Source organism: Aureimonas sp. SA4125, from assembly GCF_019973775.1.
GTDB lineage: Bacteria > Pseudomonadota > Alphaproteobacteria > Rhizobiales > Rhizobiaceae > Plantimonas.
In genome coordinates, this window is sequence record NZ_AP025032.1 from 211,293 (window position 1) to 234,412 (window position 23,120).

The following is a 23,120-nucleotide window of genomic DNA, read 5'->3' on the forward strand; positions in this document are numbered from 1 at the left end:
TCGCGTGCATCGGCGGGCGGCTGGTTGTTGCGGGGCGTATCCATCTCAGACCTCCCGCTTCTCGAAATCGATGCGCGGATCGATCCAGGTGTAGGTGAGATCGGAGATCAGCGCGGTGACGAGGCCGATCAGCGAGAAGATGTAGAGCGTCGCAAACACCACGGGATAGTCGCGCTTGTAGATGGATTCAAAGCCCAGCAGCCCGAGCCCGTCGAGCGAGAAGATCGTCTCGATCAGAAGCGAGCCGGCGAAGAAGGCCGAGATGAAGGCGCCGGGAAAGCCGGCGACGATGATCAGCATGGCGTTGCGAAAGACGTGGCCGTAGAGGATCTTGTTTTCCGTCAGGCCCTTGGCCCGCGCCGTCGTCACATACTGCTTGCGGATCTCCTCCAGGAACGAGTTCTTGGTCAAGAGCGTCGTCGTGGCGAAGGCCGAGAGCGACAGCGCGATCAAAGGCAGCGTCAGATGCCAGAAATAGTCGGCGATCTTTTCCGGCCAGGACATCTGCGCCCAGTTGTCTGAAGTGAGACCGCGCAGCGGGAACAGGTCCCAGAACGAGCCGCCGGCGAACAGGACGATGAGGAGGATGGCGAAGAGGAAGCCGGGAATGGCGTAGGCGACGATGATGACGCCGGAGGTCCAGACGTCGAAGCTCGACCCGTCCTTCAGCGCCTTGCGGATGCCGAGCGGGATCGAGATGCCGTAGGACAGGAGCGTGATCCAGAGGCCGAGCGAGATCGACACCGGCATCTTCTCGACGATCAGGTCGAGCACCGAGACGGAGCGGAAATAGCTCTCGCCGAACTGGAAACGGCTGTAGTCCCAGATCATCTTGCCGAACCGCTCGAGCGGCGGCTTGTCGAAGCCGAACTGCTGTTCGAGCTTGGCGATAAAGGCGGGGTCGAGGCCCTGTGCACCGCGATAGCCGGAATTCTCCGAGCTGCTCTGCCCGCCGAAATCGCTCGTGCCGCCGCCGATGCGGTCGGCGCCGTTGCTGCCCTGGCCCTGCAGGTTGGCGATCACCTGCTCCACCGGCCCGCCGGGCGCGAACTGGATGACGGCAAAGGAAATCGCCATGATGCCGAGCAGCGTCGGGATCATCAGCAAGAGCCGTCGAAGGATGTAGGCGCCCATGAAAACTCGTCACCCTGGTTTGGCATCGGCGAAGGCGCAGATGCCATACGTCTATGCGCCGGCGATGGCCCTGGGACCAGAACGGCGTTCTAGGCCCGGCCGATGGCCTTTGCCCTGTCCACATCGAACCACCAGAGCGATTCGACGGGAAAGCCGTAGTCCGGCTTCTCCTTGAATCCGAACATGTCCCAGTATGCAACACGGCGCGCCCCGCCGTTGATGTTGGGAAGCCAGTCGAGACGCGCCCGGAGCACCCGGTCGAGGCAGCGCATGGCCGTCGTCATGTCGGCGCGTGTCGTCGCGGCTCCCACCTTGTCGATGAGGGCGTCGACACCCTTATCCGCCATTCCGGGAAAGTTGTAGGATCCGGGACTGTCGCGCGAGGAGCTGCCGAAGAAGAGGTCGAGGCCGGACTTCGTCTGTGTCGCGGTAAAGCCGAAAGCGGCGAGGATCATGTCGTAGTCGAAGTTCGACTGGCGGTCCTGGTACTGCGCCTCGTCGACCAGACGGAAGCTCGCATCGATCCCGAGCCGGCGCAGCGTGTCGAAGAATTTCCCGTAGACTCGGGACTGCTCCTGGCCGTTGATCATGAACTCCAGCCGGAAGACTTCGCCCTTCCCGTTCACGAGCCCGCCCGGACCCTGTTTCCAGCCCGCGGCGGCAAAAAGCTGCGAGGCCTCGCGCAGAAGCTTCCGGTCGCTGCCGCTGCCGTCGCTCACGGGCTGAACCCAGACCGGGCCGAACACCTCGTCCGGGATGCTGCCGCGCAAGGGCCCGAGGATCGCCAGCTCCTCGGGGGAGGGCGTGCCGGTCGCCTTGAAGTCGGAGCCCTCGAAGCAGGAGTCGGAATGGGTTCTGAGGCCAAAGAGAAGATTGGCGTTCGTCCATTCGAAGTCGAAGCAGAGGTTGATCGCTCGCCTGACCCGCACGTCCCGGAAGCGTTCGCGCCGCTGGTTCAGGGCCCAGCACTGGAAGCGCGGCAGCTTGTCCAGCGCGAACTCGGTCTTGACGACGCGCTTATCCTTGACGGCGGGAAAATCGTATTCGGTCGCCCAGCTGCGGGTCGTGAACTCCTCGCGAAAGTCGATCTCCCCCTTCTTGAAGGCTTCCAGCGCCGGCTGCCGATCGCGGAAGAAGTCGATGCGGATGGTCTGGAAATGATTGAGGCCGCGGGCGAAGGGCATGTCCTTCGCCCAGTAGTCCGCGCGCCTTTCGTATTCGATGAAGCGGCCGACGGAGAAGCGGCCGACGCTGTACAGCCCGCTGCCGGGAATCTCGGTGAGATCGGTGGTGTCGAAAACGCGGCCGTCGAAGAAGGCTTTCGGCACGATCGGGATGCCGAGCGCCCCGAGCGCGTCCTGCGGCGTCTGGCGGCCGGTGAAGACCAGCTTCACGGTAGCGGCATCCACCGCCACCACGTCGGCCACCGTTCGCAGCAGCGCCACCAGGGAGGGATGCCCCTTGTCCTTGATGGTCAGGTAGGAGAAGGCGACGTCCTCGGCGGTCACCGCGGCGCCAGTGGAGAAACGCGCTTCCGGCCGCAGGCGGAAGGTATAGGTGTTGCGGTCGTCCGAGATCGACAGGCTTTCGGCCAGCGCGCAGTAGAGGCTGTCCGGCTCGTCCAGCGACGAGGTCATCAGCGAGTCGTAGAGCTTTTCGATGCGCGGTGGGGCGTTGCCCCTGAGAACGAAGGTATTCAGCGTATCGAAGGTCTGTACCGACTGGTTGAAGAACCAGCTCGGCACGGAATAGCGGATCCGGCCGCCGTCCGGCGCATCGGGACTGGCATAGTCGAAGCCGGCATAATCCGGTCCGTATTTCAGCTCGCCGAAGGCGGAAAGGCCATGCAGGGGCGTTTGCGTCGGCACCGCGGCGAAGCTTGCGCGCGGCAGCATGGCGGCCACGCCGCTGCCGAGGACCAGTTGGCCGAAGCGGCGGCGGGAGAAGGCAGAGAGGGCGGTGCTCATTGGACCGTCGGCGCGGCCGCCGTCGGGGCGGTGCTGGCCGGCTTGATCCACCACGAGAAAACATCGAGACCGGTATAGGCTGGCTGCCGCTCGGGCATGCCGAACTTGTTCCAGTAGGCCAGCCAGTTGCCCTTCAGATGATATTGCGGAACCGCGTAGAAATTCCACAGGAGAACGCGGTCGAGGGCCCGTGTCGCCGCCACCAGCGTCTCGCGATCCCCGGCATAGATGATCTTGTCGATCAGGGCGTCGACGGCCGGGTTCTCGATGCCGGGCGAGTTCCGGCTGCCCGACCGCGTCGCGGCTTCCGAGCCCCAGAAATCGCGCTGCTCGTTACCGGGCGACAGCGACTGGGAAAAGACGTCGGTCGTCACGTCGAAATCGAAGCTTTCCGTCAGCGCGACATACTGGCTGGGGTCCACCACACGGATGTTCGTCTTGATGCCGAGGCGTCTCAACTGGATCGCGAAGGGCTCGATGACCCGGGTCGAGATGGGGTCGGGGGCCAGAAATTCGATCGAGAAGGGCTGCCCGGACTTGGGTTCGAGGAGGCTGGTCCCGCGAAGCTCGTATCCCGCCTCCTTCAAGAGGCCGAGGGACTGGCGCAGATAGGTTCTGTCGGCATTGGGCTGGCTGTAGTCCGGCAGGACGAAGGGTTCGGTGAAGACTTCCGGCGGAAGCTGATCCTTCAGGGGATTCAGCAGCGCCAGTTCCTCGGGGCTCGGAAGTCCCGTCGCGGCCAGCTCGCTGTTGCCGTAATAGGATGTCGTCCGCTCATAGAGACCGTAAAACAGCGTCCGGTTCATCTCGGAGAAATTATAGGCGAGCGTCAGCGCCTGGCGGACGCGGCGATCGCTGAATTTTTCCCGGCGGGTGTTGAGAACGAAGCCTTGAAAGGCCTGCACGCCGCCGTCCTCATAGGTCATCTTCACGACGTCCCCGCGGTCGACGGCCGGAAAGTTGTAGCCCTCGGACCATTTCTGCGCCCTGTTCTCCGCGCGATAGTCGTCGAGCCCGCCTTTCTTGAAGGCTTCCCAGGCGGAATCCTGATCGCGGAAATAGGTGTAGCGGAGGCGGTCGAAATTGTTGCGCCCGATGCGCAGCGGATGATTTTCGGCCCAGTAATCCTTGACCCGCGCCCAGACGATATTGTTGCCCGGAGCAAAGCTCTCGACCTTGTAAGGCCCCGACCCCAGCGGGGGTTCAAGGGTCGACTGGGTGATGTCGCGCGGCTTGCCGCTGGCATCCTTGTCCAACCAGAAATGCTTCGGCAGGACCGTGAGATCGCCCATGATGTTGGGGAGCTCGCGGTTGCCGACCTGGTCGAAGGTGAAGGTGACCTCCCGTTCGCCCGTCTTCTCCGCTTTCGTCACATTGCGGTAGTAGGCCGACCATTGCGGGTGAAGCTCCGTGAGGGTCTCGTAGCTCCACACCACGTCCTCCGGCGTGATCGGCACGCCGTCATGCCATCTGGCGGCCGGGTTCAGCCGGAAGGAGACGGAGGAGAAGTCGCTGGGAAACCGTATCGCCTCGGCGATCAGGCCGTGGCTGACGCCGGGCTCGTCCGTCGACTGCTCCATCAGCGTGTCGTAGTTGAGCCCGCCGCCGAAGTTGGCGAAACCGGCCGCCGGCGTCCCCGTGACCGTGAAGGGGTTGAAGCTGTCGAAAGTGCCGGGCGCGACCTTGTTGAGGTCGCCACCCTTCGGGGCCGCAGGGTTGACGTAGTCGTAGTGGGCAAACCCCGAGGGGTAGCGGGAGGGTTGAATGATGCCGGACGATGTCATCCAGTCGCCCTGAACCACGGCTGCAGGTGCGGCGGCGGTCGCTGCGGCCGCCGGTGCGGTGCCTGTCGCTGGAGATGCTCCCTGTTGCTGGTTCGCGGTCGCTGCCGGAACTGCTTCCTGTGTCCACGCCGGGAAGGTGGCGATCGGCGTGACAAGGCAGGCCAGAAGCAGGGCGTATCGCGGGGTCAACGGCAAGGGGATCTCCGGTCTGAGGGGCCAAGGGACGTTTGCGACCCTTTGTGGCCTTCGTTCGGCGCATTTGCGAGCATGACGAAAGTTTCATCGTCACGCCAGCCGTTGCACCCATACTGGCCGGCCGTTCCACGGACAGGCAAGGCCCACAGCCAGACAACAGCCAGACATCAGCGGCGCAGCGTCAGCCGACGCCTCGAACCCCGCCATAGAAAAAGGGCCCCGACGCGAATCGGGACCCTCGATCGATGCCGCGGTGACGGCGATGCTACTTGGTCGCGCCGGTCTCGTCGAAACTGGCGAGATAGGCGATGACGTTGGCGAGTTCCTCGGGCTTCTTCAGGCCGGGGAAGGCCATCTTGGTGCCGGGAACGAGGCCCTTCGGATTGGTCAGCCACTCCGTCATCAGTGCTTCGGTCCAGACCGGATTGGCACCGGCGAAGGCCTTCAGCGCGGGCGAGAAGTTGTAGCCTTCGACCCCCGCGACCGCCTCGCCGATGATGCCGTTCAGCTCGGGGCCGACCTTGTTGGCGGCGTTCGGGCCAACGGCGTGGCAGGCCTGGCACCGCTTGAAGACCGCGGCGCCCGCCTTGGCATCGCCCGCCGAAGCGGTCTGCACGGCGGCCGGCGCGGCCGGCGCGACAGCTGCGCCGTCTGCCGGTGCTGCGGCCGGTGCAGCCGCGGGGGCTGGTGCGGCAGGGGCCGCGGGTGCTGCCGGGGCGGCCGCAGCAGGTGCAGCCGGCGCCGCGGCAGGGGCAGCCGGAGCGGGCGCCGCGGCGGGAGCGGGGGCTGCCGGTGCTGGAGTAGCAGGTGCTGCCGCAGGAGCGGGCGCTGCAGAAGCTGCCTCGGCCGGAGCGGCGGCGGCAGCTTCTGCAGCCGGTGCTTCAGCCGGCGTCGCGGCAGCGGCTGCAGGATCGGCAGGCGCTGGCGGCGCTGCCGGATCGGCTGGCGGCGGCACGGCATCCGCGGTCGGCGCAGTGCCATCGGCGTCCGGTGCGGCTGCGGCGTCGGCAGGCGCGGCCGCAGCCGGGTCGGGCAGCGCGGCCGGGGTGGCGGCGAGCGTGCGCAGATAGGCGATGAGATCGGCGCGGCCCTGCGGATTCTTCAGGCCGGCATAGCCCATCGCGGTGCCCGGAACGTACTGCTTGGGCGCCTTGATGAAGTGATCGAGGTGGTCGTAGTCCCAGTTCACCGACCCGCCCTGCGAAAATTCCTTCATGGCGGCGGAGTAGGAGAAGTCGCCAACGGCGGCGATCGGGCGGTTCACGACGTCCCAGAGATGCGGGCCGACCTTGTTCGGGCCGCCTTCTTCGCCGCTGTGGCAGGCCTGGCACTTCTTGAACTCGGCCGCGCCCTTCTCGGGGTCGGCGGCGGCGAGCAGGGTCGCGACTGGCGGATCCTCGGCGGCCGCGGCAGGGGCCTCGCCGGCGGCGGGCGCCTCGGCGGCGACGATCGCATAGCCCGGCGTCTCCGGCACTTCGGAATGATAGATGCTGCTGGCCAGCAGGCTGCCACCGAAGACGACGAAGATCGTCCCCAGAATGGCGCCGAAGATCTTATTGGCCTCGAACGAATCCATGGACAGGACGGCTCCCGGGTCTGATGGGCCAGCATGTCGCGGCCGCTGTGGCACTTGCAGAAGCCGCGCGGAAACTGGGCTTTTGCGGATTGATGGCAACACCTATAGAAGGCGCGCGCAGGGCCACCTTTTGACACTGTGGTGGCGATCATTCAATCCGCTCCTTAGCAGGTTTCCAAGTTTCGCAGGACCCGATGTCGAACCTCATCCTGATCCCGGCCCGAATGGCCTCGACGCGCCTGCCCGGAAAGCCGCTCGCCGACATCGGCGGACTGCCGATGATCGTGCGCGTCGCCGAGCGCGCGACGGCCACCGGGCTCGGCCGCGTGGTCGTGGCGACCGACACCGGGGAGATCCTCGAATGCCTGCGTTCGCACGGTTTCGAGGCGGTGATGACGCGCGCCGAGCACCCCTCCGGCTCCGACCGGATCTTCGAAGCCCTGCAGACACTTGACCCGGACGGCGGCGTCGAGACGGTGATCAACCTGCAGGGCGACCTGCCGACGATCGAGCCCGAACTCGTCCGCCAGGTTCTGGCGCCCTTCGAGGATCCTCGCTGCGACATCGCGACGCTTGCCGCCGAGATCACCGAGGAAGACGAGCGAATCAACCCCAATGTCGTGAAGCTGGTCGGCTCGCCCCTCGGCCCGACACGGCTGCGGGCGCTCTACTTCACCCGGGCCACCGCGCCCTGGGGGGAGGGGCCGCTGTTCCACCATATCGGGCTCTACGCCTATCGGCGTACAGCGCTCGAACGTTTCGTGACGCTCCCGCCCTCGCCGCTGGAAAAGCGCGAAAAGCTCGAGCAGCTCAGGGCGCTGGAGGCGGGCATGCGCATCGACGCCGAGATCGTGACGGGGGTGCCGCTCGGGGTCGACGCGCCCGACGATCTGGAGAGGGCGCGGGCGATGTTCGGCACAGCCTCCGGGCAGGCGGTTCGATGAGCATGGCAGAACAGACAGAAGAGACGATGCAGATGAAGACCGCGGCGCCCTCGACCAACTGCATTTCCTTCCAGGGCGAAGCGGGTGCCAATTCCGATACCGCCTGCCGCAACATGTTCCCGGCCATGCAGCCGCTGCCATGCCCCTCCTTCGAGGACGCCTTTGCCGCCGTCACCCACGGCGAGGCGGATCTGGCCATGATCCCGATCGAGAACTCGATCGCCGGGCGCGTCGCAGACATTCACCATCTCCTGCCGATCTCGGGCCTGAAGATCGTCGGCGAGTATTTCCTGCCGATCCGTTTCCAGCTGATGGCACTGCCGGGCGTCGCGCTGTCGGAAATCAAGAGCGTCCACAGCCATATCCATGCGCTCGGCCAATGCCGCGCGATCATCCGGTCGAATGGCTGGAAGCCGGTCGTCGCCGGGGATACGGCGGGCGCGGCACGGATCGTGTCGGAGGCCGGCGACCGCTCCATGGCGGCGCTGGCGCCCCGCCTTGCCGCCGAACTCTACGGCCTCGACATCCTGAAGGAGAACGTCGAGGACGCCGAGGACAACATGACGCGCTTCGTCGTCCTGTCGCGTCATGGCGCGGGCGACGAGGCCCTCTGGGCGGAGCGCTCGGCCGACGCCGAGGCGGTCAGCCGGGACATGGTGACGACCTTCGTCTTCCGCGTGCGCAACATCCCCGCCGCGCTCTACAAGGCACTTGGCGGCTTTGCCACCAATGGCGTCAACATGACCAAGCTCGAGAGCTACCAGGTCGGCGGCAGCTTTTCGGCAACGCAGTTCTATGCCGACATCGAGGGCCACCCGCACGATCCCGCCGCCGCGCGCGCGCTGCACGAACTGAAGTTCTTCTCGGCGGCGATGGAGATTCTCGGCGTCTACAAGGGGGCCTCGGACCGCCAGCGGTTTCTGACGCCGGCGGAATAGCCGCCGACGGCCGCGAAGATCGTTACGGCAGTGTCTCGACAAAAGCCCTGACGAGATGATGGGCGATGGCAAAACTCTTCGGCGCCGTCAGGCCATCCGGATGCGTTTCGTCGAGCATCGCCTGCACCTCGTCGCGCTCGAACCACCGGCAGGCCTCCAGCTCCACCGTGTCGAAGACGATCTCCGTGCTCGTCGCCAGCGCCAGGCAACCGATCATCAGCGAGCCTGGAAACGGCCAGGGCTGCGAGGCGAAGTAGTCGACCGGCCCGACGCTGACGCCTGCCTCTTCCAGCGTCTCCCGGCGCACGGCGTCCTCCAGCGTTTCGCCGGGCTCGATGAAGCCGGCAAGGCACGACCACATCTTGTCGGGGAAGCGGGCGGAGCGGCCGAGGATGCAGCGGCCCTTGCCGTCGTGGATCAGCATGATCGAGACCGGGTCGGTCCGCGGAAAATGCACGTCGCCGCAGTTCGGACAGCGACGCCGATAGCCCGCCGCTTCCGCGAGCGTCACCGTTCCGCACCTGCCGCAAAAACGCGACCGCCGGTGCCAGGCGAGAAAATGCTCGGCCTGGCCGAGCTGCCCCTCGGTGTCTGAGTCGAGGAGCCCGCTCGTCGCCAGGGGACGCAAGGCAAGGCTGCGGACGCCTTCGGGGAGGGTTGCCGCGCGCATTGCCAGACGCGCGCTGCCGTCCGGCGTGTGACCGAGAAGCACGCTGTCGCCGTCGGCCTCGGCGTGCGCCAGCGCCGTCGCCACGTCGAAACCGGGATCGGCCATGCCATCGGCATCGCGAAACAGCCATTCGCCGTCGAGCGTCAGGTAGACCTTGGCGGCGGCGGCGGCGAGGGCTGTCGCCAGCGTCTCCTCGGTCCGGTTCTCGCCGTCGCGCGTCAGGAGATTGCCGGCAAATCCCATGGCAAGATCCTGCGGGCGCGGCAGGATCGGGTCGATGCGTGTCATTGGGCCAGGATCTTCTCGCGAAACAGGTCGACGAGACGCATGGCCTCGTCATCGGGATAGGGCTGCGCGGTGCCGACGCCCCAGGCCGGCCCTGGCCAGTTGGTGTCGCCCGGTTGGCGCGCAATGATATGGAGATGCAGCATCGGGACGACGTTGCCAAGCATGCCGATGTTCAGCTTCGCAGCCTTCAGCATGATTTTCATGCAGCCGGCAACGAGCGAAGTCTCGAAGGTCAGCATCGCCTGGTCGAGCGGCGTGAGGTCATGCATTTCGGTGATACCCGGTCGCTTCGGCACGAGGATCAGCCAGGGCCAGCGGCTGTCGTTCATGAGCCTGAGGTCGCAAAGGCCGAGCGCCATCACCGGTAGCGTGTCGCGTGCCAGTCGGGGATCGAGTGCGAAACCACGCATCGAAGAGATTTCCGTCAGAGAGATCGCCATCAAATCAAACTAGGCCGGCGCTTGCATTTTACAGGGGGGCAGGCGATATCACGATCGGGAGGTTGGTGGTGGACGAGTCACTCGCCAACCGGGTCAGGTCCGGAAGGAAGCAGCCCCAACGAGCCAGGCACGGGTCGCCGTGCCAGCCTCCCAACTTTTCCTCGCCGCGCGATCTTCGTCCAGGTCCCAATCCTGGCCTGACGAGTGCGGGCAGCGCCCTCATGCAGGGCGGAAAAGAATCGGCGCACCTCTGCTTTTTCTCATTGCCGCGCGCTTGGTTTCGCCACATGCCCCATCCGCCCCGTGCCGGTCGTTGTCGTGACACTCTCCGGGCCGATGCCGTCGTGCCGGAAGAACGCATGGCTTTTGCCACCGCGCGGACGCTTCAAAACCAGGGCGGCTTGTTCTAAGGTCGGCGTTGAACTCCGATCAACGCCGTTCCACATGCGCTTGCGGTACTCGAAGGGACGACGGCCGCCGATGAGCGATCAGGAAAACGTGATGAGCGGCGTCGGGCCGGGGCCGGCGGGCGAAGCCTATCGCGTCCTGGCGCGCAAATACCGGCCCGCGAGCTTTGACGATCTCATCGGCCAGGAGCCGATGGTGCGCACGCTCACCAATGCCTTCGAGACCGGCCGCATCGCCCAGGCCTGGATGCTGACGGGCGTGCGCGGCGTCGGCAAGACGACCACGGCCCGCATTCTTGCCCGCGCCCTGAATTACGAGACGGCCGAAATCCACGAGCCGACCATCCACATGCGCGCCCCCGGCATCCACGATCAGGCGATCATGGAGGGAAGGCATGTCGACGTCGTCGAGATGGATGCGGCCTCTCACACCGGCATCGACGACATCCGCGAAATCATCGCCCAGGTGCGCTACCGTCCGGTTTCGGCGCGCTACAAGGTGTACATCATCGACGAGGTGCACATGCTCTCCAACCAGGCCTTCAACGGCCTGTTGAAGACGCTGGAAGAGCCGCCGGAGCACGTCAAGTTCGTCTTCGCCACGACCGAGATCCGCAAAGTCCCGATCACCGTCCTGTCGCGCTGCCAGCGTTTCGACCTGCGCCGCGTCGACGCGGCGACGCTGATCCGCCATCTCGCCAAGGTCGCCGCGGCCGAAAACGTCGAGATCGACGAGGAAGCGCTGCGCCTTCTCGCCCGCGCTGCCGAGGGCTCGGTGCGTGACGCCCTGTCCCTGACCGACCAGGCGATCTCGCATGGCGCTGGCCGCGTGGAATCCGCGGCGGTGCGCGACATGCTGGGCCTTGCCGATCGCGGCCGGGTGATCGACCTTTTCGAGCATCTGATGCGCGGCGACGCCACCGCGGCTCTCGGCGAACTGCGCGACCAGTACAATGGCGGCGCCGACCCCCTCGTCGTCCTGTCGGATCTCGCCGATTTCACCCATCTCGTGACCTCGCTGCGCTTCGTGCCCGATTCGGCCGACGATGCGGCGCTGTCGCCGGCCGAATCGGCGCGTGGGCTCGAATTCTCGCAAAAGCTCTCGGTTCGGACGCTGTCGCAGGTCTGGCAGCTCTTGCTGAAGGCGATCGAGGAGACGCGCGCGGCCTCGACCCCCCGCCAGGCGGCGGAGATGGCGCTGATCCGCATCGCCTATGCCGCCGATCTCCCCGCCCCGTCCGATCTCGCCCGCCTGATCGTCGACGGCGGCGACGTTCCGCGCCTGGCACCGTCCTCGGCTCTGGCCGAGGGAACGGCGCGGGACGGCCAGGCCGCTGGCGTGACGCGCCAGCTTGCCGCGTCTTCCGCCCCGGATGTCGCCGCTCCGGCAGGCGCTCCTTTGACGGCGGCCATGCCGGCAATGCCCGCGGCGTCGGCGGCAACACTGGTGTCCAGAGAGCAGGCGTCCGCCCTGTCGGACGGTTCGGCGAGAGGCGGCATGGCGGCGCCCCAGCGCCTCGCCATCGCCGCCCGCGGCGATGCGCGAACCGCCCCACCCGCGGCGACGCCGCCGGCGGCCATGCCCGAGATCCGGACATTGGAGGGTCTCGTGGCGCTGGCCGAGGAAAAGCGCGATTCGCTGATGCAGGTCTCGCTTCGCCGCTATATACGACCCGTGAAGATCGAGCCGGGACGCATCGAGGTCGCCTTGACCGATGGCGCGCCCCGCACGCTCCCGGGCGATCTGCAGCGACGGCTCCTGGAATGGACGGGTCGGCGCTGGACGGTGACGATCTCCAGCGCCGAAGGCGGCCGCACGATCGAGGAGACGGTCGCGGCGCGTCGCGACGCCCTCGTCTCGGACGCCATCGCCGACCCCGAGGTCGCCGCGATCCTGCAGCAGTTTCCCGGCGCCAAGGTGATCGACGTCCGTCTGCGCGGCGAGGCGCTGGCGGCGGAGGCGGCGACGCTCACCCTTTCGCCGGCTGCGGGCGAAACCGATATCGTCGACGATGTACCCATCGAAACCGATGATGACGACGACGACCTCTAGGGAGAATACAAAGTCATGAAAGACATCATGGGCATGATGAAGCAGGCCAAGGCCATGCAGGAAAAGATGCAGGGTCTGCAGCAGGAGATCGCCGAGATCACCGCCACCGGCCAGTCCGGCGGGGGGCTTGTCGCGGTGACGCTGAACGGGCGCGGCGAGATGTCGGTCCTCAAGATCGATCCCTCGCTCGCCAAGCCCGACGAGGCCGAGATCCTGGAAGACCTCGTGATCGCCGCCCACAACGACGCCAAGTCGAAGCTGGAGGCGATCATCCAGGAAAAGACTCAGGAGCTGACCTCCGGCCTGCAGCTTCCCGCCGGCCTGAAACTGCCCTTCTGACCTCCGCCCGAAACGACTGAACCATGGCAAAACCCATCGCCGGTCCGGAGATCGAGCGGCTGATCCAGCTGCTCGCGAAGCTTCCGGGCCTCGGGCCGCGCTCGGCCCGGCGCGCCACGCTGCACCTCGTCAAGCGCAAGGAGCAGCTTCTCGGGCCGCTGGCGCAGGCGATGACGCAGGCGCTGGAGCGCGTGCTCATCTGCTCGGTCTGCGGCAATATCGATACGAGCGATCCCTGCACCGTCTGCTGCGATCCTTCGCGCGACCAGTCGCTCGTCGTCGTCGTCGAGGATGTCTCCGACCTCTGGGCGCTGGAGCGGGCGAAGGCGCTCAATGCCGGCTACCATGTGCTGGGCGGCGTCCTGTCGCCGCTCGACGGGGTCGGCCCGGACGATCTGACGATCCGGCAGCTGGTCGAGCGGGTCGCCAGGGGCGCGGTGCGCGAGGTGATCATCGCCGTCAACGCCACGGTCGAGGGGCAGACGACCGCGCATTACCTGACCGACCAGCTCGCCGAATTCGACGTCAGGATCACCCGCCTCGCCCACGGTGTTCCCGTCGGCGGCGAGCTCGACTATCTCGACGAGGGCACGCTGTCGGCCGCGATGCGGGCGCGCACCGCGTTCTGAGACGGCCTGCCTTCGGCTTGCCGTCTTCCCTGCACAGGTTTGCTGCCTCGGGGCGGCGATTTTCTGGCCCCAGCCCAATAAGCGACCAACCGGAGACGATGCCCGATGACCCTTGCTGCCCGGCTGGCCGCCTTCCTGACCCTTCTCCTGCTGGCCTTTCCGGCCGCGGCGCAGACCGGCGACATCGCCAAGGGGTTCCAGCGCTTTCTCGAAACCGACATCTGGCCAGCCGCCAAGTCGCGGGGCGTGCCGCGGCCAATCTTCGACGCTGCCTTCAAGGGCGTGAAGCCCAATCTGAAGCTCCCAGACCTGCAGCTTCCTGGCGACGCCGCGAAGGTCGAGGAGAACAACTACCAGGCCGAGTTCCAGAGCCCGTCGGCCTATTTCGGCGAATCGGCCGTCGCCAATCTTGCCGCCCGGGGCCGCGGTCTGCTGGCGACGCACCGCGCCGTTCTTTCCCGGATCGAGAAGGAGACGGGCGTTCCCGCCGCGATCATCGTCGCGATCTGGGGGCGCGAATCGGGCTTTGGTGCCGCCAAGATCCCGCACAACGCCTTCGAGGTGCTGGCCACCAAGGCTTATCTCGCGCGTCGCAAGGAGATGTTCCGGGGCGAGCTTCTGGCGGCCCTCGAGATCGTCGCCGACGGCCATCTGAAGGTGTCCGAGATGCGCTCGTCCTGGGCCGGTGCGCTCGGCCAGCCGCAGTTCATGCCGTCGAAATTCCTGGCCTATGCGGTCGACGCGGACGGCGACGGCCGCCGCGACATCTGGAATTCGGTGCCCGATACGCTCGCCTCGATCGGCCACTATCTGCAGAAGGCCGGCTGGGTCGCCGGCCGCGACTGGGGTTTCGAGGCGAATGTGCCGGACGCCATCTCCTGCGCCGTCGAAGGCCCCGACAAGGGCCGGCCGATCCGGGACTTCGTCGACGCCGGCGTGACTCGCGTCTCCGGCCGGGCCTTCCCGCCGGGAGAGCTGCGCGCCCCCGGCCATCTCCTGATGCCGGCCGGGCGCAACGGGCCCGCCTTTATCGCGACGCCGAATTTCTACACGCTGAAAGTCTACAACAATTCCGACCTTTACGCCCTCTTCATCGGCCATGTCGCCGACCGGATGGCCGGCGGCGGCGCTTTCAATGGGGATTGGGTGCGGGTCGATGGCATGACCCGCGGCGACGTCGCGCGGATGCAGGAAAAACTGGTGGTGCGCGGCTACGATGTCGGCGGCGCCGACGGCCTGCCAGGCTTCAAGACGCGGCGGTCGATCGGGGCCTTCGAAGCGAGTGCCGGCCTGCCGCCGACCTGCTGGCCGAGCCAGAGCCTGGCCGCCCGTCTGAAATGACGGCCGGACAGAACCAGGATCGCGCCGCCATCTCCGGTGTCAGCCGCCGAGGCAGAGGATCGGGAGCACCGACGCCGCGGCATCTGCAGTGGTGTCGGCAACGCTGGCGAAGTGCGTCGGCGCTGGCGCAGAGGCGAATGAGACGCCATTGGCTGCAAGAAAGCCTGTCACCGCATCGGGACGGATGGCGAAATTGATCGACTGCGGGATGTCTCCGGTGGCATCGGCGATCGCGACCGCATCGAGCTTGGCGGTGACGACGCCGACGACGCGGCCGGAGAGGTCGACGAGGGGGCCGCCGGAATTGCCGGGCTGGACGGCCGCGGAAATCTGCAGGTAGCGGGAGTCATTGGCGAGTCCGAGGAGGGACGAGACATTGCCGCGCGTTACGTTCAGGCTGTCGGCCAGGATGGAGCGCAGGGGAAAGCCGAGGGCAAGCACATCCTCGCCGAGCCGGGGCATTCCGGCGGCGATCGGCAGAGGCGAGCCCAGCTGCGCATCGATATGGAGCAATGCCAGATCGTTTTCCTTGTCGAGGATCACCGCATCGGCCGGACCGTAGTGACCGACCAGAACCTGGGCGCATGACCCTGCCACATGGGCATTTGTCAGGACCCAACCGTCGCGCGAGACCACAAATCCGGAGCCGGACGAGTCCATGTCACCGTCTCGCGGCGCATCGGTGCCGGCGGAAGAGGGCGCGGTGATATCGAAGAGGGCGGCGAAAGGATCCCTGCCGAACTCGCCGGAGGCATGCCCGGCAGCCTCCGTCATCGGCACCTCATCCACGCCGGCGACGAGGTGGCCGTAACCGGCTTCGTCAAATGGATCGAAGAGCTGCAGCGCGACGACCGTATAGGGCGTCATGGAAGCAGCGGCACGATCGTCGAAGGAGATGGCGATGCCGCGCAGGTCGGCACCGCGGCCGACAAAACGCAGGCTGTAGTGTCGTCCGCCATCATGGCCCGTGATGAGAAAGGATTCGTCCGACAATTCTGCAGTTGTGATGCTTCGTTCGCCGCCCGGACGCTTCAACACGTCGTAGAGCGCCGAGAGGCTGCCGCCCGCCTCGTCCATCCGAACGGCTTCGATCTCGATCGCGCGGTCAGGCGAGCGCCAGACACGACCGACCTCGGTCGGTCCTCCATCGCGAACCAATGCCAGTGGCAGACCGAGCCGCATGCCCGTCGTGCGGTCTTCCACCATCTGGTAGCCCGCCGCGGCCTGGGCCGAATCGCTTTCCGACACCAGGCGCTTCAGGAGTTGCTCGTCGATGACGCCGCTCGCCTCGAGGCCGTGCCGAGCCTGGAAGTACCGGATCGCCCTCAGACCGCCGGCATCAATGCTTCCGGTGAATGGCCCAGCGTAATCCCCGGTCCAGCCGAGACGAATCTGCATGCCCCGGCGAAAATCGACGTCGGTCTCTTCGTTGTACACCTGAGCGAGAGAAGCCGTATCCGCGACAGCGGTCGTCGCCACCGCGGCGGTCGCTCCGGGCGCCTCTTGGGCCGCCCATGACATCGAAATATGGCTTGCCGTTGAAACGGCCAGGGCAATCGAGAGTGCCCAGTATGCGCGGCGCATGACACTCTCCAAGGACGAGGTTCCGGCATCAAACGGACAGAATGCCTGATTCGATCCGCGCTTTATTCAGATTTCGGTAACGTCTCCGTGTCGTTGGCGACGGCCCTTCCAGAAAATGACCTTTTCAGCTCTGGATATTACTCCGCGACCTTACCAAAGGTCATCGAAGGCGATAGCGAACCTGGCGACGCATGGTGGTCGCCAAGCTCCACAGCCTCGATCCGTTCGCCGCGCTTCAGGAGCTTTTCGGTCGAGACAAGGATCTGGTCGACATCGCGGCCGGCCTGGGAAAAGTGGGTCTTCAACGCCGCGACCCGGGCGTCGAGGCGCCCGAGATCCTCGGTCAGGAGCCGCACCTCCTTCTGGATTTCGCCGGCTTCCTGGCGCATCCGCGTATCGCGCAGGATGGCCTGCACAACCTGGATCGAGAGCATCAGCAGTGACGGCGAGACGATCACCACGCGCGCGCGGTGTGCCTTCTGCACGATGTCGGCGAAATGCTCGTGCAACTCGCCGAAGATCGATTCCGATGGCACGAACAGAAAGGCGGTATCCTGCGTCTCGCCGGGCAGGAGATACTTTTCCGCGATCGCCTTCACATGGACATCCATGTCCCGGCGCAGGCGCTGCGCCGAAAACAGCCGGTGCGCCTCGTCCTCGGCTTCGCGGAAGGCGCTCCAGGACTCGAGCGGAAATTTCGCGTCGATGGCCAGCGATGGCGCGCCATTCGGCATGGTGATGAGGCAGTCCGGTCGCTTGCCGTTCGACAGCGTCGCCTGGAAGGAATAGGCGCCGGTGGGCAGCCCATCCATCACGATCGCCTCCATCCGCCCCTGGCCGAAGGCGCCGCGGGTCTGCTTGTTGGAGAGGATGTCCTGCAGCCGCACGACTTCGCCGGCGAGGTCGACGATCCGTCCCTGCGCCCGGTCGATCACGGCCAGCCGCTCGGCCAGACCCGACAAGCTTTCCTGCGTTTCCTTCGTCGTCGCGGCGATAGACTGGCCGACGCGCGACGACATGCCGTCGAGCCTTTCGGCGAGCGTGCGCGTCATGTCGCCCTGCCGGGCCGCGAAGATCTCCGCCATGCTCTGCATCCGGCCGTTGACCTCGGCCTGCGCCTGCAGGATCGCGTCCAGCCTTTCGGCCTCGTGGCCGGACCCGCGCCCGCGCCAGACAAGGCCCAGCGCCACCACCAACGCACCGGCTAGAAGCGTCGTGCCGAGGCCGACTGAGCGGCCGGCGACGGTGAAGAGGGGGACGTCCAAGAGAGTGAGGAGGGAGTCGAGGCTCATCTCGAGATGTTAGCGCGACCGGGTTCGAAAAGGAAGATCAAAACAAGAACAGTTGTGATGCCGGCACAGCGAGATTGACCGTCGCGCCCGCAGGCATTACGTCACGACGATGACGATCAAGCCGCTTATCATCCTGCCCGACCTGCTGCTGCGCAAGGTCTCCGCCCCCGTGGCGACGGTCGACGCCGCCGTCCGGCAACTTGCCGACGACATGCTGGAGACGATGTACGATGCGCCGGGCATCGGCCTTGCGGCGATCCAGGTCGGCGAGCCACTGCGCATGCTGACGATCGACCTTTCCGGCGAGGACGACGAGAAGGCGCCGCGCGTCTTCCTGAACCCGGAAATCCTCACCCGTTCCGACGCGCGGTCGGTCTACGAAGAGGGATGCCTGTCGATCCCGGACTACTATGCCGAGGTCGAGCGCCCGGCGACGGTGACGGTGCGTTTTCTCGGTCTCGACGGGAAAATTCACGAGGAAGAGGCGAGCGGGCTGCTGGCGACCTGCCTGCAGCACGAGATCGACCATCTCGACGGTGTCCTGTTCATCGACCACATCTCCAAGCTGAAGCGGGAGATGGTGGTGAAGAAGTTCACCAAGATCGCCCGCAGAGCCTGAGCGCGGGAGCGCGGCCATGGCGCTGAAAATCGTCTTCATGGGCACGCCGGCCTTTTCGGTGCCGACCCTTTCCGCCGTCGTCGCCGCAGGCCACCAAGTCGTGTGCGTCTATACCCAGCCGCCGCGCGCCGCCGGTCGCCGCGGCCTGACGCTGACGCCTTCGCCGGTGCAGGCCGAGGCCGAGCGCCTGGGCCTCGAGATCCGCTCGCCGCTGTCGCTGAGAGACCCGGCGGCGATCGATGCTCTGCGGGCGCTCGATGCCGATGTCGCGGTCGTCGTCGCCTATGGCCTATTGTTGCCGCAGGCAGCGCTCGACACTCCCCGGCATTTCTGTCTCAACGGTCACGCCTCGCTGCTGCCGCGCTGGCGCGGCGCTGCCCCGATCCAGCGGGCGATCGAGGCGGGGGATGCGACCACCGGCATGATGGTCATGCGTATGGAAGCCGGGCTCGACACCGGGCCGGTGGCGATCACGAGGGAAGTCGCGATCGGCGCGTCGGAGACGGCCGGCGAGTTGCAGGATCGTCTGTCGCAGATCTCGGCAAGCGCCATGGTGGAGGCGCTGGCGCAGCTTGAGGCCGGGAAGCTTGCCTTCGAGGACCAGGCGGACCTTGCCACCCGCACCGGCCGCACACCGATCTATGCGAAAAAGATCGACAAGGCCGAAGCGCACATCGACTTCGGCGGCGACGGTGCCGCGATCGCGCGCCGGATCAACGCCTTTTCGCCCTTCCCCGGCGCCTGGACGATGGTCGACTTCGGCACCGGCCCGGAGCGCGTGAAAATTCTGCGCGCCGTGGCGGCCGAGGGCAGGGGCGGGGCGGTTCCGGGCGAACTCCTCGACGACGCGTTCACCGTCGCTGCCGGCACGGGCGCGCTCAAGCTCCTCGACCTGCAGCGCGCCGGCGGCAAGCCGATGACGGCCGAGACGCTGCTGCGCGGTGCGCCGCTAGCCGCAGGCGCTGTAGTGAACGGCTTAAGGTGAAATGCCTGCTGCAGGATGGAAACTAGATTTTCAGCCCCTTGGCGATCAAGCTGAATGGACTGGCTAAGCTTGCCCGGATTTTCGCGATCGGCTCTGCCATACGAGTTGATCTGAACGAATACGCGTCCATCGCGCTCAAACGTTGTATAGCTCGCCTCAATCTCCGAATGGAGAGAATTCCGTTCCATTGGCAAGTGTCGAAAAGTTTTCACTAAAGCCACAGCAGCCTCCCTTGGAAAATGCCCCGATATAAACTGACGATTGAATATGACGGCAAGCGCTATGTCGGCTGGCAGCGCCAGAAGAACGGCTATTCCGTGCAGGAAGCCATCGAGACGGCGCTGAAGGGTTTCATCGGCGAGGACGTCACGATCTTCGGCGCCGGACGCACGGATGCGGGCGTTCACGCCGCCGGCCAGGTCGCGCATGTCGATTTCGCCAGGGAATGGGACACCGACACCGTGCGCGACGCGATGAACGCCTTCCTGCGCCAGGAGACGGTATCCATCCTCGCCGTCGAGCGCGTGGCGGAAGGGTTCGACGCGCGCTTTTCCGCCCGCAAGCGGCACTATCTCTACCGCATCTTCAACCGGCGGCCGCCGCCGGCGCTGCTCGCCGGCCAGGTCTGGTGGGTGTGGAAGCCGCTCGACATAAAGGCGATGAACGAATCCGCCCAGAGCCTCATCGGCACGCATGATTTCACCACCTTCCGTTCCACGCACTGCCAGGCGAAGAACCCGGTGCGCACGCTGGATCGGCTCGTCGTCTTCAAGGGACCCGGCCACGAGGTGCATATCGAGGCGTCGGCCCAGTCCTTCCTGCACAACCAGATCCGCTCGCTCGCCGGCTCGCTGAAGCTGATCGGCGAAAACCGCTGGACCACCGACGATCTCGTCGGGGCGCTGGAATCGCGCGACCGCAAGCGCTGCGGCCCCGTCGCCCCGCCGGACGGGCTGTCGCTGATGCAGGTCGACTACGCCGGCTGATCCCGGAGCCGGCCAGATCCCCTTCGGCGACACCCGCCTGGCCATCCCGAAATGCCGGGGCAGCCATGCGTAAACGCCGGCTTGGCTTCGTCGCGATCGGAGGCTACCCGTAGGCTCTTGTTCTGTGCGGTGCAGCAAGAGTGCAAGCGCCTGCACTTCTGCGGCCGCGCGGGGAAACGGCACCCGCGGTGTCGGCTGGCGCGACGCCGGCGAGCGGGCAGAGGATGCGCCAGTGACCCAGCTTCCGATCGACGACTGCGGGGCTCTTCTTGCCGCGGATGCCGACGCCCCGGCGCGCGCATGTCCCTCGAGCGGCCTCGTCGAACTGGCACTGGCCGTCGGCGGCTTTGCCATCGGCACCGGCGAGTTCGCCATCATGGGCCTGCTGCCAAACGTCGCCGCGGGGCTCGGCGTCACGACTCCGGTGGCCGGCCATGTCATCTCGGCCTATGCGCTCGGCGTCGTGGTCGGGGCGCCGGCCATCGCCATTCTCGCGGCCAAGATGACCCGGCGCTTTCTCCTGATCGGCCTGATGGCGCTCTTTGCGCTCGGCAATGCCGCGAGCGCGCTGGCGCCCGATTACGCCAGCCTGATGCTTTTCCGATTCCTGTCGGGCGTGCCGCACGGCGCCTATTTCGGTGTCGCGGCGCTGGTCGCGGCGTCCATGGTGCCGCACCACAAGCGCACCCAGGCGGTCGGCCGGGTGATGCTCGGCCTCACCGTCGCGACGCTCATCGGCACGCCGTTCGCCACCTTCGTCGGCCAGCATTTCGGGTGGCGCTCGCTGTTTGCCATCGTCGGCACGATCGGCGTCGTCACGGCCCTGCTCATCGCCGCCCTGCTGCCGCAGGACAGGGTGAAGGATGGCGCGAGCGCCCTGCGCGAACTCGGCGCCCTTCGCCGCCGCCAGGTCTGGCTGACCCTCGGCATCGCCGCCATCGGCTTCGGCGGCATGTTCTCGGTGTTCAGCTACATCGTCGCGACCGCCATGGATGTCGCCGGCATGGCCGAATCCTCCGCGCCGCTGATCATGGCTTGCTTCGGCACCGGCATGGTCGCCGGAAATCTCGTCGGCGCCTGGCTCGCGGATCGCTCGCTGATGGGGACGATCGGCGGCATGCTGGGGCTCAATACCGGGGTGCTCGTCGTCTTCGCGCTGACGGCGTCGAGCCCGTTCATGCTCTGCGCCTGCGTCTTCCTGATCGGCTGCGGCGTCGCCGTCGGGCCGGCGCTGCAGACGCGGCTGATGGACGTTGCCGGCGAAGCGCAGACGCTCGCCGCCGCCCTCAACCACTCCGCCTTCAACGTCGCCAATGCGCTCGGCGCCTGGTTCGGCGGCATGGCCATCGCCGCCGGCTACGGTTTCGCCTCGACCGGCTGGGTCGGCGCGGCGATGTCGGTCGGCGGCCTCGCCGTCTTCGCCCTGTCCTTTGCGGCCGAGCGGCGTACCGCGGCGGCCGCTGCATGAGCTTTCAGACGAGGCGGACGCCGGTCAGTTCCATGACGAGGCCGTAGGCGAAGTCGCCCGTGAAGAACGCCCATCAGGCGGTTTCGGGCTGAAGGTTTTGGCCTGTCGAGGCGATGAGAGTTGACCAGAGAATGGCCAGCCAAAGCGAGAGCCAGGCGAGGATCCGTCTGAAGTTGTAGCCGACGGCGGCGAGGACGGCGTTGGCGGCGTCGCCGATTGTGTGGGCGAGGTGGTTGCGGCCCATGCGGTGGTCTTCTTTCAGATGGCCGATGACGGGCTCGACGGCCGAGCGGCGGCGCATCTCGCGGCGGATCTGGTCGGTCATGCCGCGCTTCTGGCCCGCGGTGTAGACCTTGAAGCGGTGGCTCTGCGGGGCGTTGTGGCCCTTGTAGCCGGCGTCGGCGATGATCCGCGTCAGCGTCGCGCCGATCTGCGCCTCGATGGCGGGGATGACCGCGGCCAGCGTATGCCCGTCATAGGGCTTGCCCGGCAGGGCCGCGACGTGGGTGACGAACTGGCCGCCCTTGGAGCGCGTGAGCGTGGTGGCGACCGAGACCTTGACGCCGAACTCGTAAGGCCGGTGGGCTTTGCCCTTGCCGATGCATTCGACCTCGGGCGCATGCAGGCTGAACACCCTGAGGTCGGCATCCCTCGGCATGCCCCTGACGCGGTTGAGGTTCCGGTTGCCGGCATGGACCCGCCGAGCGAGCATGAGTTCCTGCGCGGTGGCCGCCTCGAGCTCGGCGTCGCCCTTGGCCTTGCGCACGATGTCGCGGATGACGCGGCCGAGATAGGTCCGCAAGGTCCGCAACGCCTTGCCAGCCCGCTTGAACTGCTTGGCATGGGCATAGCGCTGCTGCCGGATCAAGGCGATCTTGCCGAGCCGGGCGTAGGACTGGCGCAGATCGAGCCCCAGCGTCTTGGCCAGCCGCACCAGGCGCTCGCGGGCGCGGTGCATCAGCCTGGCATCGGTCGGATGCGCCACGGCTTTGGGCTGCACCGTCGTGTCGACCACCGCCTTGGTGAAGTCCGCGGGCTTGGCAGCGCCGGTGCGCAACGCCGTGGCGAGGCTCTCCTGCACCAGGGCGTTCAGCCTCTCCTCGCCCATCCGCTGGCGCCAGCGCGTCATCGACGAGCGGTCGAAGGGCAGCGCGTGGCGGAAGAATTCCTCGCCGCAGAAGAGCTGGAAGTAAGGGTTCTCCACCCAGCGATCGCACAGCGCCTCGTCGGAGAGATCGTGCATCGACTTCAGGATCGCCAGGCCCGCCATCAGCCGCGTCGGCAGAGGCGGCTGGCCCGGCCCATCCGAATAGACCGTGCCGAAGCGCTCCTCCAGAAACCGCCAGTCGATCACCCGGCCGAGCCTGGCCAGCGGGTGCCTCATGTCGACGATCTGGTCGAGCCGGGCTCGGAAAAGATCGCTCTGACCGCTGTCCCGACGCTCCCTCGGCCGCATCCCCTGGCTCCGTTTCCAGTTGCTC

Annotated in this window: 19 protein-coding genes and 1 other RNA gene; 11 read left to right on the forward strand and 9 right to left on the reverse strand. The window is 66.6% G+C overall.

All coding sequences use genetic code 11. The annotated features are described in order from the left end of the window. Nucleotides 1–45: 45 nt before the first annotated feature. The 4 genes from Sa4125_RS01055 to Sa4125_RS24290 form a co-directional block, all read right to left on the reverse strand. A complete protein-coding gene (locus Sa4125_RS01055) occupies nt 46–1,134 on the reverse strand; it encodes a microcin C ABC transporter permease YejB (protein ID WP_224002802.1) in 1,089 nt (362 codons plus the stop codon). An 89-nt stretch (nt 1,135–1,223) separates the two neighbouring features. Continuing rightward, nucleotides 1,224–3,101, reverse strand: a complete 1,878-nt coding sequence (locus Sa4125_RS01060) for an extracellular solute-binding protein (protein ID WP_224002804.1) — start codon at nt 3,099–3,101, stop codon at nt 1,224–1,226. Next, complete coding sequence (locus Sa4125_RS01065) at nt 3,098–5,080, reverse strand: extracellular solute-binding protein (protein ID WP_224002807.1); 1,983 nt, start codon at nt 5,078–5,080, stop codon at nt 3,098–3,100. Before Sa4125_RS01065 ends, Sa4125_RS01060 begins: the two co-directional genes overlap by 4 nt. A gap of 265 nt (nt 5,081–5,345) precedes the next feature. Further along, nucleotides 5,346–6,656, reverse strand: coding sequence for a cytochrome c family protein (locus Sa4125_RS24290; protein ID WP_345944307.1), 1,311 nt, complete (start codon nt 6,654–6,656; stop codon nt 5,346–5,348). A gap of 194 nt (nt 6,657–6,850) precedes the next feature. On the opposite strand from Sa4125_RS24290, the gene Sa4125_RS01080 reads away from it, so the two are divergent. Both Sa4125_RS01080 and Sa4125_RS01085 read left to right on the forward strand, forming a co-directional pair. Next, entirely contained in the window at nt 6,851–7,600 is a 750-nt protein-coding gene (locus Sa4125_RS01080; protein WP_224002809.1) for a 3-deoxy-manno-octulosonate cytidylyltransferase, read from the forward strand. 32 nt (nt 7,601–7,632) lie between these two features. Next, a complete protein-coding gene (locus Sa4125_RS01085; RefSeq protein ID WP_224007409.1) occupies nt 7,633–8,538 on the forward strand; it encodes a prephenate dehydratase in 906 nt (301 codons plus the stop codon). Nucleotides 8,539–8,560: 22 nt separating this feature from the next. On the opposite strand, the gene nudC is transcribed toward Sa4125_RS01085, so the two are convergent. Continuing rightward, nucleotides 8,561–9,496 carry an NAD(+) diphosphatase gene (gene nudC, locus Sa4125_RS01090; RefSeq protein ID WP_224002810.1) on the reverse strand — a complete coding sequence of 312 codons (936 nt, stop codon included), beginning with the start codon at nt 9,494–9,496 and terminating at the stop codon, nt 8,561–8,563. After that, the gene (locus tag Sa4125_RS01095; RefSeq protein ID WP_224002812.1) at nt 9,493–9,906 is read right to left on the reverse strand and encodes an HIT family protein; all 414 of its coding nucleotides are present in this window, start codon (nt 9,904–9,906) and stop codon (nt 9,493–9,495) included. The genes nudC and Sa4125_RS01095 overlap by 4 nt, the downstream gene beginning before the upstream one ends. Before the next feature lie 87 nt (nt 9,907–9,993). On the opposite strand from Sa4125_RS01095, the gene ffs reads away from it, so the two are divergent. The 5 genes from ffs (at nt 9,994) to Sa4125_RS01120 (ending at nt 14,705) form a co-directional block, all read left to right on the forward strand. Then, an RNA gene (gene ffs / locus Sa4125_RS01100) (signal recognition particle sRNA small type) lies at nt 9,994–10,090 on the forward strand. Between the two features lie 326 nt (nt 10,091–10,416). Beyond that, complete coding sequence (locus Sa4125_RS01105) at nt 10,417–12,396, forward strand: DNA polymerase III subunit gamma/tau (protein WP_224002814.1); 1,980 nt, start codon at nt 10,417–10,419, stop codon at nt 12,394–12,396. Nucleotides 12,397–12,411: 15 nt separating this feature from the next. Continuing rightward, nucleotides 12,412–12,735 carry a YbaB/EbfC family nucleoid-associated protein gene (locus Sa4125_RS01110; protein ID WP_224002816.1) on the forward strand — a complete coding sequence of 108 codons (324 nt, stop codon included), beginning with the start codon at nt 12,412–12,414 and terminating at the stop codon, nt 12,733–12,735. A 23-nt stretch (nt 12,736–12,758) separates the two neighbouring features. Continuing rightward, nucleotides 12,759–13,364, forward strand: coding sequence for a recombination mediator RecR (gene recR / locus Sa4125_RS01115; RefSeq protein ID WP_224002818.1), 606 nt, complete (start codon nt 12,759–12,761; stop codon nt 13,362–13,364). 105 nt (nt 13,365–13,469) lie between these two features. Continuing rightward, nucleotides 13,470–14,705 carry a lytic murein transglycosylase gene (locus Sa4125_RS01120; protein WP_224002820.1) on the forward strand — a complete coding sequence of 412 codons (1,236 nt, stop codon included), beginning with the start codon at nt 13,470–13,472 and terminating at the stop codon, nt 14,703–14,705. A 39-nt stretch (nt 14,706–14,744) separates the two neighbouring features. Here the strand turns inward: Sa4125_RS01120 and Sa4125_RS01125 are convergent, their stop codons facing one another. Then, complete coding sequence (locus Sa4125_RS01125; RefSeq protein WP_224002822.1) at nt 14,745–16,184, reverse strand: serine protease; 1,440 nt, start codon at nt 16,182–16,184, stop codon at nt 14,745–14,747. Nucleotides 16,185–16,426: 242 nt separating this feature from the next. Beyond that, nucleotides 16,427–17,581 carry a DNA recombination protein RmuC gene (gene rmuC / locus Sa4125_RS01130; RefSeq protein ID WP_224002824.1) on the reverse strand — a complete coding sequence of 385 codons (1,155 nt, stop codon included), beginning with the start codon at nt 17,579–17,581 and terminating at the stop codon, nt 16,427–16,429. Nucleotides 17,582–17,690: 109 nt separating this feature from the next. Here rmuC and def point away from each other — a divergent pair, with 109 nt between their 5' ends. The 4 genes from def (at nt 17,691) to Sa4125_RS01150 (ending at nt 21,639) form a co-directional block, all read left to right on the forward strand. Continuing rightward, nucleotides 17,691–18,200, forward strand: coding sequence for a peptide deformylase (def, locus tag Sa4125_RS01135; RefSeq protein WP_224002826.1), 510 nt, complete (start codon nt 17,691–17,693; stop codon nt 18,198–18,200). A gap of 16 nt (nt 18,201–18,216) precedes the next feature. Continuing rightward, nucleotides 18,217–19,185: a methionyl-tRNA formyltransferase gene (gene fmt, locus Sa4125_RS01140; protein WP_224002828.1), complete on the forward strand. Its 969-nt coding sequence runs from the start codon at nt 18,217–18,219 to the stop codon at nt 19,183–19,185. 239 nt (nt 19,186–19,424) lie between these two features. Continuing rightward, nucleotides 19,425–20,171, forward strand: a complete 747-nt coding sequence (gene truA / locus Sa4125_RS01145; protein ID WP_224002830.1) for a tRNA pseudouridine(38-40) synthase TruA — start codon at nt 19,425–19,427, stop codon at nt 20,169–20,171. A gap of 325 nt (nt 20,172–20,496) precedes the next feature. Further along, a complete protein-coding gene (locus Sa4125_RS01150; RefSeq protein ID WP_224007412.1) occupies nt 20,497–21,639 on the forward strand; it encodes an MFS transporter in 1,143 nt (380 codons plus the stop codon). 73 nt (nt 21,640–21,712) lie between these two features. On the opposite strand, the gene Sa4125_RS01155 is transcribed toward Sa4125_RS01150, so the two are convergent. After that, complete coding sequence (locus Sa4125_RS01155) at nt 21,713–23,095, reverse strand: IS5 family transposase (RefSeq protein WP_223998784.1); 1,383 nt, start codon at nt 23,093–23,095, stop codon at nt 21,713–21,715. Nucleotides 23,096–23,120: the final 25 nt, after the last annotated feature.

Excerpts from the sequence above, each read along its gene's own strand:
- Sa4125_RS01055 (WP_224002802.1), bottom strand. The coding sequence starts at position 1,134 with ATGGGCGCCTACATCCTTCGACGGCTCTTGCTGATGATCCCGACGCTG.
- Sa4125_RS01060 (WP_224002804.1), bottom strand. The coding sequence starts at position 3,101 with ATGAGCACCGCCCTCTCTGCCTTCTCCCGCCGCCGCTTCGGCCAACTG.
- Sa4125_RS24290 (WP_345944307.1), bottom strand. The coding sequence starts at position 6,656 with ATGGATTCGTTCGAGGCCAATAAGATCTTCGGCGCCATTCTGGGGACG.
- Sa4125_RS01080 (WP_224002809.1), top strand. The coding sequence starts at position 6,851 with ATGTCGAACCTCATCCTGATCCCGGCCCGAATGGCCTCGACGCGCCTG.
- Sa4125_RS01085 (WP_224007409.1), top strand. The coding sequence starts at position 7,633 with ATGAAGACCGCGGCGCCCTCGACCAACTGCATTTCCTTCCAGGGCGAA.
- nudC (WP_224002810.1), bottom strand. The coding sequence starts at position 9,496 with ATGACACGCATCGACCCGATCCTGCCGCGCCCGCAGGATCTTGCCATG.
- Sa4125_RS01095 (WP_224002812.1), bottom strand. The coding sequence starts at position 9,906 with ATGCGTGGTTTCGCACTCGATCCCCGACTGGCACGCGACACGCTACCG.
- Sa4125_RS01105 (WP_224002814.1), top strand. The coding sequence starts at position 10,417 with ATGAGCGATCAGGAAAACGTGATGAGCGGCGTCGGGCCGGGGCCGGCG.
- Sa4125_RS01110 (WP_224002816.1), top strand. The coding sequence starts at position 12,412 with ATGAAAGACATCATGGGCATGATGAAGCAGGCCAAGGCCATGCAGGAA.
- recR (WP_224002818.1), top strand. The coding sequence starts at position 12,759 with ATGGCAAAACCCATCGCCGGTCCGGAGATCGAGCGGCTGATCCAGCTG.
- Sa4125_RS01120 (WP_224002820.1), top strand. The coding sequence starts at position 13,470 with ATGACCCTTGCTGCCCGGCTGGCCGCCTTCCTGACCCTTCTCCTGCTG.
- rmuC (WP_224002824.1), bottom strand. The coding sequence starts at position 17,581 with ATGAGCCTCGACTCCCTCCTCACTCTCTTGGACGTCCCCCTCTTCACC.
- def (WP_224002826.1), top strand. The coding sequence starts at position 17,691 with ATGACGATCAAGCCGCTTATCATCCTGCCCGACCTGCTGCTGCGCAAG.
- fmt (WP_224002828.1), top strand. The coding sequence starts at position 18,217 with ATGGCGCTGAAAATCGTCTTCATGGGCACGCCGGCCTTTTCGGTGCCG.
- truA (WP_224002830.1), top strand. The coding sequence starts at position 19,425 with ATGCCCCGATATAAACTGACGATTGAATATGACGGCAAGCGCTATGTC.
- Sa4125_RS01155 (WP_223998784.1), bottom strand. The coding sequence starts at position 23,095 with ATGCGGCCGAGGGAGCGTCGGGACAGCGGTCAGAGCGATCTTTTCCGA.